This is a genomic window from Pseudaminobacter soli (ex Zhang et al. 2022) (assembly GCF_014595955.1).
Taxonomy (GTDB): Bacteria; Pseudomonadota; Alphaproteobacteria; order Rhizobiales; family Rhizobiaceae; genus Kumtagia; species Kumtagia pseudosoli.
This window is the reverse complement of record NZ_JABVCF010000001.1, coordinates 503339-517170: the sequence shown is the minus strand read 5'-3', so window position 1 is coordinate 517170 and position 13832 is coordinate 503339. Positions and strand designations below refer to the sequence as shown.

Here is a 13832-nt window from a genome sequence, read left to right as displayed (position 1 = left end):
GCTGGCGCCGGATGTCTCAGGGAAGGATTGATTGATGAACAAGAATGAACTTGTATCCGCCGTCGCCGAGCAGGCCGGTATCGAGAAGAACAAGGCCCAGGCTGCTGTCGAGGCAGTCTTCTCGGTTATCACCAGCGAGCTCAAGAATGGGGGCGACGTCCGCCTCGTCGGCTTCGGCAACTTCAGCGTCTCAAAGCGTGCCGCCTCCACCGGCCGCAATCCGCAGACGGGCGCGGAGGTCAAGATTCCGGCGCGCACCGTGCCGAAGTTCACGGCCGGCAAGGGACTGAAGGACGCCGTCAACTAGTCCCATCCTATCCGAGAGCCTGTCCACAGGCTTCGAAGAACCCCGCCCACAAGGCGGGGTTTTATTTTGGGCCCCCGAATCACCGAATGTATTCGGCAAGTCCTCACCGGACCCATGCAACTTGTGGCTATTCCGCAACAGATTCTCAATCAGCTTTCAGCTAGGAGTATGTGCGTCAAATCTGCCGCTTTCCCGCCATAAAACCGGAGCACCCGATTGGCCCTGGCAGAGCTGAAGAAGATCAGCCGCTGAAGGGCGGTAAGGAAGGAAATGCGCGGTTCATCGGTCAAGACGTCGTTTGAGAGTGTTGGCGCCTCCGGCGCTAATTCCGACTCCGACGGTGTCAAGGTGGGCCGGGTATATGTCAGGGCAGAATTCGGCTTCTCCGGGCTCTCGCTGGCCCCGCAGGCCGTCCCAGGGTGCCCCACTTTGGTCGAAATGGACTGGCAATCTTCGCAGATCGAACAAGCGTTCCGCTGTGGCGACCACAGCGATGCTCGCTTCGGCCGCAAACGTGTCTCAGGCAATCGACACGTGCTCTCCGGGGACCGCACATCGCCGATCGGCGCGCTGGGGCGTCTGCTCGTCCTGCGCGACGAAGGTGGATTGCCCCTTCCTCGAACGTCCCTCTCGGCGAGCGCGTACACAGTTTTTGCCACGGTGCGATCAAATTCGCGCCGCGCGCGTTGGATAATCACGTCGGCGACGAACGCCAAGTCTGCTGCGCAGAGCGTCGTCGGGAGTGCAGGCTGAAATGCGGAGTGCAGCGGTCGTTTCGAAGTTGAAAATCGTGGGGGTGCTGCTTGCAGCCTCCCTGCTGGCCACAGTCCCGTCGCGAGCTTTCGACCAGAATATCTTCGACGACAAGGGCGAGGTGAAGCAAAAGTCCAACCCTTGGGCTGTGTTCCAGTTCGGCTTCAGTGCCTACAAGAGCGGGCACAAGGACCAGGCCGTTGAAGCCTATCGCTATGCGGCCGAGAACGGACAACTCGGCGCGACCTGGAAGCTGGCGCGCATGTATGCCGAGGGCGATGGGGTCGATCGCAACGACTACGAGGCCTTCAAGTTCTTCAGCGAGATCGTCGATCAGGACGTTGAGCCAGGCAGCCCCGAGGAAAGCTACATGTCGGATGCGCTGGTGGCACTAGGCAGCTACTGGAAGAGCGGCATTCCCGGCAGTCCGGTGAGCGCCAATCCCGCGGCCGCGCAGCAATACTACATGCGGGCTGCTGCCACCTATCGCAACCCGAGCGCCCAGTATGAGATGGGCAAGATGTTCCTGAACGGCGAAGGCGTGAAGAAGAGCATCCGTCAAGCCGGACGATGGCTGCAGCTCGCAGCCGAGAAGGGCCATGCGGGAGCGCAGGCCACCCTCGGGAACCTGCTCTTTGAAAGCGGCAAGGTCGTGCGCGGCCTTGCGATGATGACGGCGGCTCTCGAGCGCGCCTCGCCCTCGGACAAGGTCTGGATCCGCGGCATGCAGGAAGAAGCGTTTGCGCTGGCTGCCGAGACGGACCGTCGAACTGCCATTGCCCTGGCCGAGGACTACCTTAAGGGTAGCACCGCTGGCACGCAGTAGCGGCTTGGCGCCTTGTGGGTCCTTCGAGGCTCGCCCGCCGGGGGTCAATGCTTCATTTTTACGCCCTGCGGGCCCGCACCTCAGGATGAGGAATGTTGGCGCTGCCCCTCGTCCCTTTGCCAGGACCTTCTCCCCGTCATAGGGAGAAGCAGGCCGGGTGCAACGCTGGCGACCTACCCTCTGCCCGCGTGCGGGGGAGGGTAAGGGTGATGGGCACCCCACGTTCCTCATCCTGAGGTGCGAGCCCGCAAGGCTTTGAATAGAAAGATGAAACTAAAGCGGGCGAGCCTCGAAGGACGCACCTGAGGCTTCGAACTTTAGATCGCCAGTTCGGTCACGACCGGTACGTGGTCCGACGGCTTCTCCCAGGTGCGCACGTGCTTCTCGACCGATGAGGACACGAGCAGGTTAGCCGCTTCCGGAGAAAGCAGTTGGAAATCGATGCGGATGCCGTTGTTCTTCTGCCAGGCCCCGGCCTGATAGTCCCAGAAGGTGAAGACGTCGGTGGAATCGGTCACGGCACGCGTGGCCTCGGTGAAGCCCAAGTTGACGATCTGCCTGAATGCGCGTCGGCTCTCGGGCTGGAAGAGCGCGTCATTCACCCAGTTTTCGGGAAAGCGTGCGTCGGTGGGCTCGGGGATGACGTTGTAGTCGCCGGCGAGCACCATTGGATCTTCCAGGGCGAGGCGCTCCTTCGCCCACTTCTCGAACCGCTCCATCCATCTGAGCTTGTAGGCGAATCTCTCGCCGCCGATCGGGTTGCCGTTCGGCAGATAAAGCGAGACGACGCGCAGTGCGCCTTTCTCGGTCGAGAACACGCCTTCGATGAAACGGGCCTGCTCGTCGTCGGAGTCGCCGGGCAAGCGGCAGTTGACCTCGTCGAACTTGAGCTTTGACAGCAGAGCTACGCCGTTAAATCCCTTCTGGCCGTGCGTCTCGACATTGTAGCCGAGGCTCTCGATCTCGGCGCGCGGGAACTGGTCGTCGACCGACTTGATCTCCTGCAGGCACACGATGTCCGGCGCGCTCTCCTTGAGCCAGGTGAGCAGATTGCCGATACGCGCCTTGACGCCGTTGATGTTCCAGGTTGCGATCTTCACGCGTGCCCCCAAGCCGCAGGTTGAACCGGAGAGGCGGCCTGCAGCAGTTCGTTCAGATGGAAAAACTGGTGCCGCAGCCGCAGGAGGCGACGGCGTTGGGATTCCTGACCTGGAAGGACTGCCCCATCAGATCGTCGACGAAGTCGATCACCGACCCCGCCATGTAGATCATGGAAAGATCGTCGATGAGAACGGTGGCGTCACCCTTCTCGATCGCGACGTCATCGTCGTTGCGGCTGTCCACGAGATCGAACTTGTAGGAGAATCCTGAACAGCCGCCGCCTTCGACGGAAACGCGCAAGGCCGCCTTGCTCGGTTCCCTGGCCAGAATCGCCGCAATGCGCTTGGCCGCGGCGTCGGTCATCTCTACCTTGATTGCAGACTTGGCATCCGCGTTCATGGGCTTGCCTTGCATTGGATTTCTCTCCAATAGCTATGAAGCGGACTCCTGGGAGTCAACCTGCGGCGACACCATGAGCGAGGCACCTGAACTAGGCCAGATCGGTTTTGGCTATCGCCCTCGCGCCCCCTGGGCGAGCGATCCGGCGAAAAGCCGCGGGCGGCTGTTCGCCGAAAGCGAGAGCCCGACGCGCACTCCTTTCCAGCGCGACCGCGACCGCATCATCCATTCCACCGCCTTCCGCCGCCTGAAACACAAGACCCAGGTGTTCGTGGCACATGAAGGCGACCATTTTCGCACGCGCCTCACCCATACGATCGAGGTGGCGCAGATTGCCCGCGCGCTCGCCCGAGCCTTGCGGCTGGACGAGGATCTGGCGGAGGCGTTGGCGCTGGTGCACGATTTCGGCCACACGCCGTTCGGCCATACCGGCGAGGATGCGCTCAACGAGAAGATGGCGGGCTGGGGCGGCTTCGACCACAATGCCCAGTCGCTGCGGGTGGTCACGCGGCTTGAGCGCCGTTACGCCGAGTTCGACGGCCTGAACCTAAGCTGGGAGACTCTGGAAGGACTGGTCAAGCACAACGGCCCGCTGACAGGACCGGACGGGGAGGGGCTGAAGGGTCCCGTGCCGCGCTCGATCATAGACTACAGCGAACTGCACGACCTCGAGCTCGACCGCCATGCGAGCCCCGAGGCTCAATGTGCGGCGATCGCCGACGACATCGCCTACAACACGCATGACATCGATGATGGGCTGAGGGCCGGACTGCTCACGCTCGACATGCTGGGCGAAGTCTCGCTTCCGGGGCGGCTGCTGGCGGAGGTGGGGGCCCTCTATCCGCGTCTCGATCCGGTGCGGACCGGTCACGAACTGATGCGCAGGCAGATCACGCGGATGGTCGAGGACGTCATCGTGGCGGCGCATGCCAACCTCGATGCCGTCCGGCCGCAGAGCGTCGAGGATGTGCGGGCGGCAGGGCTTACGATCGTCACCTTCTCCGACGATATGGCGGCAGAGGAGAAGGAACTGAAGGCCTTCCTGTTTAGCCACATCTATCGGCATTCCGAGGTCATGAGGGTGCGCGCCGAGGCGGACAGGATCGTGCGGGAACTGTTTGATGCCTACTACGCCGACCCGCGCGAGATGCCCGAAGGATGGCGCGAGGGGTTGGACCGCGCCGAGCCGCGGATCAAGGCCCGTCACGTAGCGGATTTCCTCGCCGGGATGACCGACACCTACGCCATCAAGGAGTATTCCCGTCTGTTTGACCAGACGCCTGAATTGCGCTAGGGCAAGCACCATTCCGGCTGCTGGATGATCCGCGTGCCGCAACCTCCCAGGAATTCCAGAATGAACGTTTTCGCCGACTTCAACGAGCGGATCAGGAAAGCCGTGGAAGGCCTCGATCTGAAATCGTCGGACGGCGGTGCTCTGGATTTCGGGCGCATGGCCGTAGAGCCGCCGCGCGACCCCAGCCACGGTGATCTGGCCACCAATGCCGCCCTCGTGCTTTCCAAGACTGCCGGCCAGAACCCGCGCGCGCTCGCCGAACGGATCGCCGCTGCGCTGAAGGCCGATCCGGACGTCGAGGAGGCCACCGTCGCCGGTCCCGGCTTCGTCAATCTTCGCCTCAGGAACTCCTACTGGCACGGATATCTGCGGGACCTCGTGAGGCTCGGTGTGGATTTCGGACGCTCCGACATGGGGCGCGGTGCCAAGGTCAACGTCGAATACGTCTCGGCCAACCCGACGGGACCGATGCATGTCGGCCATTGCCGTGGCGCGGTGGTGGGCGACACCCTCGCCAACCTGCTCGCCTTCACCGGGCATGACGTGACCAAGGAATACCTGATCAACGACGCCGGCGCGCAGATCGACGTGCTCGCCCGCTCGGTGATGCTGCGCTACCGCGAAGCGCTGGGCGAGAACATCGGCGAAATTCCGCCCGGTCTCTATCCGGGCGATTACCTGGTTCCCCTCGGCCGGCAGTTGGCGGTGGAATATGGCGACGGCCTCCTGAAGATGCCGGATGAGGAGGCGATGGAGATCGTCAAGGACCGCGCGATCCACGCCATGATGGCCATGATCCGCGAGGATCTTGCGCTGCTCAACGTCCACCACGAAGTGTTCTTCTCGGAACGCACGCTGCACGCCAACAACGAGCAGGCGATCCGTGCCGTCATTGCCGAACTGACGATGGAAGGGCATATCTACAAGGGCAAGCTGCCGCCGCCGAAGGGCGAGAAGCCGGAAGACTGGGAGGACCGCGAGCAGACGCTGTTCCGCTCGACGGCGGTCGGAGACGACATCGACCGGCCCTTGGTGAAGTCGGACGGGCAGTTCACCTATTTCGCCGCCGACGTCGCCTATCTGAAGGACAAGATTAGGCGCGGCTTCAATCACACGATCTTCGTGCTCGGCGCCGACCATGGCGGCTATGTCAAGCGCATGGAGGCGCTGGCGCGGGCGTTGGGTGGCGACAAGCTCAAGCTCACCGTGCTCCTCTGCCAGTTGGTGAAGCTCTACCGCCAAGGCGAGCCGGTGCGGATGTCGAAGCGCTCCGGCGATTTCATCACGCTGCGCGAAGTCGTGGAAGAGGTCGGTCGCGATCCGATCCGTTTCATGATGCTCTACCGCAAGAACGACGCTCCCTTGGACTTCGACTTCGCCAAGGTCACTGAGCAGTCGAAGGACAATCCGGTCTTCTACGTCCAGTACGCTTCCGCGCGTTGCCATTCGGTCTTCCGGCAGGCGAACGAGCAGTTTGGGAGCGTGCCGAACGCGCGTGAGGAACTCTGCGCAGATGCGCAACTGCTCACCGAGGAAAGCGAGATTGCGCTGATCCGCAAGCTCGCAGAATACCCCCGTCTCATCGAACAGGCGGCGCAGTCGCTCGAGCCTCACAGACTGGCGTTCTACCTTTATGATCTTGCCAGCCTGTTCCATGCGCAGTGGAATCGGGGGACAGACAACCCCGACTTACGCTTTGTTAAGGTTACCGACCCACAATTGAGCTATGCCAGGCTCGGACTGGTCCAAGCGGTATTGGACGTGATCACGTCCGGACTTGGGCTGATCGGGGCCGAAGCGCCAAGCGAGATGCGATAGCCGAGGGTGACCGGGTCACCTTTTGCCCACATTACGCTGGTACGGCGCGGCCACGCCTGACGCTTACGCGTCCTTTTGTGTCGAGATTCGGTACCAAGCATGGCAGAGCAAGCATCCCGCAAGATCGCCGACCAGTCTGCAATTTCGGACGACGATCCCTTCGCGGAACTGACCAGGATAATGGGCTTCGATCCGCGCGAGCCCGCAAAGCCGGCGGCCGTCAAGGAGGTCAAGCCGGCGGTACAGTCCGATCCGGACCCTGCCCACTTCGAGCAATCGGATCTGAGCCTTGATCTTGAGCGCGAACTTTTGGGCGATCTGGCCGACGACACTTTCCATGCTTCCGAGCAGGTGGATTGGCAGTTCAGCGCTGCGCCGGAGGCTCTTTCGCACGAAGCTCAGTCAATCGAGCAGCCCGCAGCCGCGGAAATGGAACTCGCGGATCAGTATCAGCCCGATGAAACGGCGGGCGACCTGTCGGCACAGAGCGCTGAACTTACCCTCGACTATCCTCACGAGGGTTTCCCCGAAGAGGGGAATACAGCGACCGCCGAGGCTTACACATCCAGCGTGGATAAAGAGATCGGCATCGACGAGACCTTCCAGCACGACGGATTCCCGGACCAGGCCAGCGCTGCGCCCGAGGAAGGTGCATGGGCGCAGTCCGAACTAGCGCCTCATTTCGCGCAGGCGGACCCGTCCCTTGATTTCGCTTTCGATGAGCAACTGGACGTTGTGGCCGAGGGTGAGTCGGAAGGCGAACAGATCGCGGAAGATCGCGCCTGGTCGGAAGCTGCTGATCCGGAGTTGCCGCTGGCCGAGGCCCAGACGGAATATGCGGCCGAGGAAACTGCGTGGGCGCAGCCCGAAGCAGCGCCGCTGGCCGCGCAGCCGGAAACCTCCATTGAGATTGAGTCCGATTTCGCTGCCGCTTTTGATGAGCAGTTGAGCGCTCTTGTCGAGGCGGAACCCGAGATCGAGCAGGTCGCGGAAGGCCGCGCTTGGTCGGAAGTTGGTGATGCGGAGTCGCCGCTGGCCCAAGCCCAGACGGAATATGCGGCCGAGGAAACTGCGTGGGCGCAGCCCGAAGCAGCGCCGCTGGCCGCGCAGCCGGAAACCTCCATTGAGATTGAGTCCGATTTCGCTGCCGCTTTTGATGAGCAGTTGAGCGCTCTTGTCGAGGCGGAACCCGAGATCGAGCAGGTCGCGGAAGGCTGCGCTTGGTCGGAAGTTGGTGATGCGGAGTCGCCGCTGGCCGAAGCCCAGACAGAGTATGCGGCCGAGGAAACTGCGTGGGCGCAGCCCGAGCCAGCGCCCCTGGCCGTGCAGCCGGAAACCTCCATTGAGTCCGATTTCGCTGCCGCTTTCGATGAGCAACTGAGCGTTTCTGTCGAAGCCGAACCCGAGGTCGAACAGGTCGCGGGAGACCACGCTTGGCCGGAAGCTGCCGATGCGGAGTCGCCGCTGGCCGAGGCCCCGACGGAATATGCGGCCGAGGAAACTGCGTGGGCGCAGCCCGAAGTAGCGCCCCTGGCCGCGCAGCCGGAAGCCTCCATTGAGTCCGATTTCGCTGCCGCTTTCGAAGAGCAACTGAACGTTTTTGTCGAGGCCGAGTTCGAAGTCGAACAGGTTGCAGAGGACAGCTCTTGGTCGGAAGCTGCACAAGAAGTACCGCAGGGCGAGGCCCGGACGGAGTATGCGGCCGAGAACCAGACTGGCGAGCAGTGGAACGAGGATAGCGACATTGGCCGCTCCTTGACCGAAGCCGCGGATTTGCAGGCGCCGCAGGGCGAGGCCCAGACGGAGCATGCGGCCGAGTATCAGGCCCCCGAACAGTGGAACCAGGAGGGCGTCACAGATCGCACCTGGCCCGAGGCCGCTGATCTGGATGCGCACCAGGTCGAATTTCAGGCTGCTGCTGAGGCCGGTTACCAGATCGGCGAGGAATGGAGCCAGGAGGTCACCCCGGATCACGTCTCCCTCGAAGCCGGCGAATTGGAACTGCCGCAGGGCGAGATTGCGGCAGCCTATGACGTCGCATATCAGGCCGGCGAACAGCATCAGGACTGGATTGGGGAACAGCCTCAGCCGTGGGCCGGTCAGGATGCTATTCAGGAAGAAGAAGCGGCTGGAGTCGGCGAGGCTTCGGAGATTGCCGGGGCGGTTATCGACGATACGGATCATTCCGAGCCGCATGTCGTCGCCGCACCCGAGTGGCATCAGGCGCCGGTAGCCTGGGAAGAGACCAGCGCCTCCTTTGAACAGGCTGCCCACGAAGAGGGGGGGGCGAGCAACGAAGCCTACCCCGCAGCGGTCATACAGCCTTTGGTCGAGCATTGGCCCGAGACCGCAGAAGTGCATGCCGGGAACGCGTCCGCGCCGATTGATCAGCCCTCGCCGGCTGAGGCTCTGGAACTCAGTCTCGAGCAGGAGTTGAATGCGCTTCTCGGCAACGATTTAGCGGCCGAAGACCAGCCGCAGGCCCCTGAGGAGCCGTCGTTCGAGGAAAGCGCCGCTGAAATTGCGCCTCAAAGCGATGTCGAGGACGATTGGGTCCGCGTGCCGCTGCGTGGATCGCTCGCCGGCGATAACGAATGGCGCGCTGCTGAAGCCAGCGATAACCATCGCGCCTCCGCGGCGTATTCAGAAGAAGACCGGCAGGCTGCGCAGTATCATCACGACATTCCGGGGCCGCACGCTTTTGAGGAAGCGCCGGAACCTGATCTGGAGTTTGCTTTCGACGACCATGCGTTTGAAGCCGCTCTGACGAGTGCCGCGGCAGACGGGAGCGTGGACGAGAGGCAGTCCACCCCGGTCGCCGAGCAGGCCGAGGAGCCCACGCATAGGGACGATCCCTACGCCGCGCTCGCAGCTCTGTCCGCGAGCCTGCAGAACCCTCATTTCAACTCTCCAGCGCATGCGCGCGGCGAGCCGCAGTATCCGGAGCACGCTCCGTCCTTCGCGAGTTCCCTGGCGAGGCCTGCCATCCGGGAGGACGTGCCGGAGATCGAAACAATCGACGTGCCGGAGCAGGCGGTAGCGCTGGCGGACGACCTGGAACTGCCGGAGATAGCCTTTGAACCCGAGCCGGTTCCGGCAGCGCCATTCGACGATCTGGACGCCGAGTTTTCGTCCCTGCTCGAGGACATGAATGTCCGCGGTGCAGAAATCGCCTCGGCGGCACCGCAGGCGGACGCTTCGCGAGAGATCCGTTTGAAGGGGCAGGCGGAAGCCGATCCATATGGCGACGACGCGGCTTCGGCAGCGGGTGCGGCTATGACGGCAGCCGCCCTCGCGGCAGGGGCCGCACAGCCTCAGGGCTACGATGTCGGCTACGCGAGCAAGCCGGATGCGGCCACCTACCTGCGCCAGCAATCGGCAAACCAGACCGAACCCAATGATGTCGAATTTGCCTTCGATCCGGACCAGGAGGAGGATTTTTCAGAGCCGGCCTATGCTCCCGTCGGCGAAAGATCGTCGCGCAGGCGCGGAATGATAATCGCGGCAGTTGTAGGCGGCGTTGCCATGCTGGGCGGCATCGGCGCCTTGGCAATGTCGTTCGGCTCCGGGCCCGGCGGCGACGAAGTCGCCTTGGTCAAGGCCGATCCGTCGCCGGTGAAGGTCAAGCCGGAGAATCCCGGCGGCGTCAGCATCCCGAACCAGGACAGCAAGGTCTATGACACGGTGGCTGGCGCCGGGACAGCCGCCGAGCCGACCCAGGAGAAGCTCATCTCCAGCGCCGAGGAGCCGGTCGAGATTCCGATGCCGCAGGATGATCCGTTCGATCTTCCCGGCGTTGACAACGCGGATCTGGAGAGCGCCCAGGCGATGCTGGCTGACGAGGCAGGCTCCGATGCTGCTGCGGCGCCCTCCGCCAAGAGCGAGGACAGGGTCGAGCAGGCCGCGGGCGCCGGCGTGGACGAGACCATGGAAGTCGCCGCCGTTGCGCCTCGCAAGGTCCGGACCATGATCGTCAAGGCTGACGGCACGCTGGTGCCGCGCGAGGAGCCCGCTCCGGCGGCCGATCAAGCCGCGGACTCAGCTTCGGAGAGCATCGTCGATCCGGCCGCTACAGCCCCGCTGTCTGCCAGCGGCGACGCCGCCGCGCTGCCGGCCGAGGCCCAGAGCGGGATGACGGCAGCACCTGCTGGTGCAGCATCGTTGCCGGAAACCGCCGCTGCCGACCAGACGGCGGCCGCCCAGCCGGCCGAGGCCATGCCACAAGCCCAGGGCACGATCGGGATCACGCCCGATCGCGCACCGATCGCGCCGGCCCGTCCCTCCGATCAGCCTATCGACATCGTCGGCGAGGTGAAGCCGCAGCAGGTCGCGGGTCTCGCGCCTGCAGCCGCCGGCGGGTCGTGGTCCATGCAGATCGCTTCCCAGCCGACGGAGGCCGCTGCGCAATCGTCCTATCAGGACCTGCTGCGGCGCTATGGCGGCGTGCTGGAGGGCAAGCAGGCCAACATCGTGAAGGCCGAGATTGCGGGCAAGGGCACCTTCTGGCGGGTCCGCGTCCCGGCCGAAAGCCGCAACGACGCAGTGAAGCTCTGCGAGAGCTACAAGGCCGCCGGAGGCAATTGCTTCGTCACGCGATGATCTGAGCCGCGCTGGCCGCGGTTCCGAACACGAAAACCGGCGCGGGCACCTGCCACGCCGGTTTTGTCGTTCATTGCAGGGCCCAGAAGGCGTAGAAGACGGCATGAGCGAATCAAAGGCGATGATTCTCGGCTGTGCCGGCAAGTCCGTCAGTCAGGACGAAATCCGGTTCTACGCGGACGAACGACCCTGGGGCTTCATCCTGTTCGCCCGTAACATCGGCGAGCCGGCCCAGATTGCGGACCTCGTCGCCTCGATGCGCGACGCGGTCGGCCGTCCGGACGCACCGGTGTTCATCGATCAGGAGGGTGGCCGGGTGCAGCGTTTGCGCCCGCCGATCGCGCCCAACTATCCTCCCGCCGCCGCGATCGGCGCGCTCTATCAGGAGGACCGGGAAGCGGGCCTCAGGGCGGCATGGCTGCTCTCGCGGCTGCATGCCTTCGACCTGAAGCGCTTCGGCATCAATGCCGACTGCCTGCCGGTGCTGGACGTGCCGGTCGAGGGGGCGAGCGATGTGATCGGCAACCGTGCCTACGGCAAGGACCCGAATATGGTTACCGCGCTCGGACGCGCCGCCGCCGAGGGTTTATTTGCCGGCGGCGTGCTTCCGGTGATGAAGCATATGCCGGGCCATGGGCGTGCGCTTCTCGACACGCATCATTCGCTGCCGACCGTGGACGCGCCGATCGAGGAATTGCGACGGCACGATTTCGCGCCCTTCAAGGAACTGGCCGACCTTCCGGCCGCAATGACGGCCCACATCATATTCGCTGCAATTGACCCGGCTGCGCCTGCCACTACTTCCGGGAAAGTAGTCAGCGAGATCGTCCGCGGCGAGATCGGCTTCGATGGCCTTCTCATCAGCGACGACACCTCGATGAAGGCACTTTCTGGGGATTTCCCCTCCAAGGCCGCCGCGATCCTTGCGGCCGGCGTCGACATCGTTCTTCACTGCAACGGGGTCATGGAAGAGATGGCGGGCATCGCCTCGAAGACCTTGCCGCTCACCGGCAAGTCGCTTGCGCGGGCCGAGCGCGCGCTGTCCATGGCGCATGCGGGAGACGGCTCGGACGAAGCGGAGGTCCGAGCGGAATTCTCGCGCTATTTCGAGGCGGTGGCGTAGACTACGAAAGGTTTGAATTGGCCGAAGCAGAGAAGGCCGCGAAACCCATCCCGATGGACCGCCTTTGGGCGGACCAGGCGGAAGAACGCGCCACCAGCGATCCCGAGTTGGTGGTCGATGTCGACGGCTTCGAAGGTCCGCTCGACCTGCTCTTACACTTGGCGCGCAACCAGAAGGTCGATCTCGCACGAATCTCGATCCTGGCGCTCGTCGAGCAGTACCTGGAGTTCATCGAGCACGCTCGGAGGCTGCGGCTTGAGCTTGCCGCCGACTATCTCGTGATGGCCGCCTGGCTGGCCTATCTGAAGTCGCGCCTGCTCATCCCCAAGCAGGCGCGCGACGAGGGCGAAAGCGGCGAGGAAATGGCCGCCGTGCTGCAGTTCCGCCTGAAACGCCTGGAGGCCATGCGCGACGCGTCGGCTCGCCTGGTCAACCGCAATCGGCTCGGACGAGACGTATTTGCTCGCGGCGCTCCGGAACTGGTGATCGTTGAGAAGCGCAACAGGTATAGCGCGAGCCTTTACGACCTGCTCACCGCCTACGCCATCCAGCGGCAGCGGCGGGCGATCACCAATGTCCGGATCGCCAAGCGCGGCGTGTGGTCGCTCAAGGAAGCGCGGGAGATCCTGGCGCGTCTGATCGGGCCGACGACTGACTGGACCGCCCTGGACCGGTTCCTGGCGAAGTATCTTGCCGGTCCGGAGGAGCGCAAGACGGCGCTCGCCAGTTCCTTTGCCGCGACTTTGGAACTCGTGCGCGAGGGCATGCTGGAGGTGCAGCAGACGGGAGCTTTCGCCCCGATCTATCTGAGGGGACGGCAGGGCCAACGGTCGACGGAAGCGGCGAAATGAGCGAAGGGTCAAAGGCGAAGGTTATTCCCTTTTCAGCCGATGCCGTGCCCGGGAGTACGGCCGAGCGGGTGCATCTCGCCGAGGCGGTCCGCATGGCTGAGGCGATCGTCTTCGCCAGCGCCGAGCCGGTGAGCGAAGCCCAGCTTGAACAACGCCTGCCCGCGGGCGCTCCGATCGAGCCAGTGATGGCGGAACTGCAGCAAATCTATTCACGCCGGGGCGTGAACCTCGTCCGGGTCGGGCCTGGTTGGGCATTTCGAACCGCGCCGGACCTCGCCTTCGTCATGACCCGCGACGCCGTCCAGCAGAAGAAACTGTCGCGCGCCGCCCTGGAGGTGCTGGCGATCATCGCCTATCACCAGCCCGTCACCCGGGCAGAGATCGAGGACATCCGCGGCGTCGAGACCTCCAAGGGGACGCTCGATACGCTGCTGGAGACCGAGTGGGTGCGAATGCGCGGCCGGCGCCGCACACCTGGCCGCCCGGTGACCTACGGCACCACCGACCGCTTCCTCGACCATTTTGGCCTGGAGGAGATCCGCGATCTGCCGGGTATCGAAGAGCTCAAGGGCGCCGGACTGCTGGCGCAGCGCATGCCGTCCAACTTCTCCGTTCCGATGCCGCCCGCCGACACCGATGAACTTACCGCCGACGAGGATCCGCTGACCGACATCGATCTCGAGGAACTGGGCCTGTTGACACCCCGCGCTACGGATGATTGACCGGATGCGTTTGCGGCCGGGCGACGTTGTCTCCTTAGC

At 63.9% G+C, this 13832-nt stretch carries 11 protein-coding genes; 9 read left to right on the top strand and 2 right to left on the bottom strand.

The genetic code is table 11. The features are described from left to right. The first annotated feature begins 34 nt into the window (after nucleotides 1-34). The 3 genes from HUI96_RS02475 (at nucleotide 35) to HUI96_RS02465 (ending at nucleotide 1886) form a co-directional block, all read left to right on the top strand. Entirely contained in the window at nucleotides 35-307 is a 273-nt protein-coding gene (locus HUI96_RS02475) for an HU family DNA-binding protein (protein WP_188253016.1), read from the top strand. Nucleotides 308-577: 270 nt separating this feature from the next. Then, nucleotides 578-1060 carry a hypothetical protein gene (locus tag HUI96_RS02470; protein WP_188253015.1) on the top strand — a complete coding sequence of 161 codons (483 nt, stop codon included), beginning with the start codon at nucleotides 578-580 and terminating at the stop codon, nucleotides 1058-1060. 1 nt (nucleotide 1061) lies between these two features. Beyond that, nucleotides 1062-1886, top strand: a complete 825-nt coding sequence (locus tag HUI96_RS02465; RefSeq protein ID WP_188253014.1) for a tetratricopeptide repeat protein — start codon at nucleotides 1062-1064, stop codon at nucleotides 1884-1886. A 317-nt stretch (nucleotides 1887-2203) separates the two neighbouring features. On the opposite strand, the gene xth is transcribed toward HUI96_RS02465, so the two are convergent. Further along, nucleotides 2204-2986 carry an exodeoxyribonuclease III gene (xth, locus tag HUI96_RS02460; protein WP_188253013.1) on the bottom strand — a complete coding sequence of 261 codons (783 nt, stop codon included), beginning with the start codon at nucleotides 2984-2986 and terminating at the stop codon, nucleotides 2204-2206. Nucleotides 2987-3038: 52 nt separating this feature from the next. Further along, a complete protein-coding gene (gene erpA / locus HUI96_RS02455; protein ID WP_188253200.1) occupies nucleotides 3039-3386 on the bottom strand; it encodes an iron-sulfur cluster insertion protein ErpA in 348 nt (115 codons plus the stop codon). Nucleotides 3387-3459: 73 nt separating this feature from the next. Between erpA and HUI96_RS02450 the strand changes: the two genes are divergently transcribed. The 6 genes from HUI96_RS02450 (at nucleotide 3460) to scpB (ending at nucleotide 13793) form a co-directional block, all read left to right on the top strand. Further along, the gene (locus tag HUI96_RS02450) at nucleotides 3460-4680 is read left to right on the top strand and encodes a deoxyguanosinetriphosphate triphosphohydrolase (protein WP_188253012.1); all 1221 of its coding nucleotides are present in this window, start codon (nucleotides 3460-3462) and stop codon (nucleotides 4678-4680) included. Nucleotides 4681-4740: 60 nt separating this feature from the next. Continuing rightward, a complete protein-coding gene (argS, locus tag HUI96_RS02445; protein WP_188253011.1) occupies nucleotides 4741-6498 on the top strand; it encodes an arginine--tRNA ligase in 1758 nt (585 codons plus the stop codon). A gap of 99 nt (nucleotides 6499-6597) precedes the next feature. After that, nucleotides 6598-11097 (top strand): SPOR domain-containing protein, encoded by a 4500-nt coding sequence (locus tag HUI96_RS02440; protein WP_188253010.1) that lies wholly within the window; start codon nucleotides 6598-6600, stop codon nucleotides 11095-11097. Between the two features lie 103 nt (nucleotides 11098-11200). Further along, the gene (nagZ, locus tag HUI96_RS02435; protein ID WP_188253009.1) at nucleotides 11201-12220 is read left to right on the top strand and encodes a beta-N-acetylhexosaminidase; all 1020 of its coding nucleotides are present in this window, start codon (nucleotides 11201-11203) and stop codon (nucleotides 12218-12220) included. Between the two features lie 53 nt (nucleotides 12221-12273). Further along, nucleotides 12274-13071, top strand: a complete 798-nt coding sequence (locus tag HUI96_RS02430) for a segregation and condensation protein A (RefSeq protein WP_188253199.1) — start codon at nucleotides 12274-12276, stop codon at nucleotides 13069-13071. Then, nucleotides 13068-13793 carry an SMC-Scp complex subunit ScpB gene (scpB, locus tag HUI96_RS02425; protein ID WP_188253008.1) on the top strand — a complete coding sequence of 242 codons (726 nt, stop codon included), beginning with the start codon at nucleotides 13068-13070 and terminating at the stop codon, nucleotides 13791-13793. Before HUI96_RS02430 ends, scpB begins: the two co-directional genes overlap by 4 nt. Nucleotides 13794-13832: the final 39 nt, after the last annotated feature.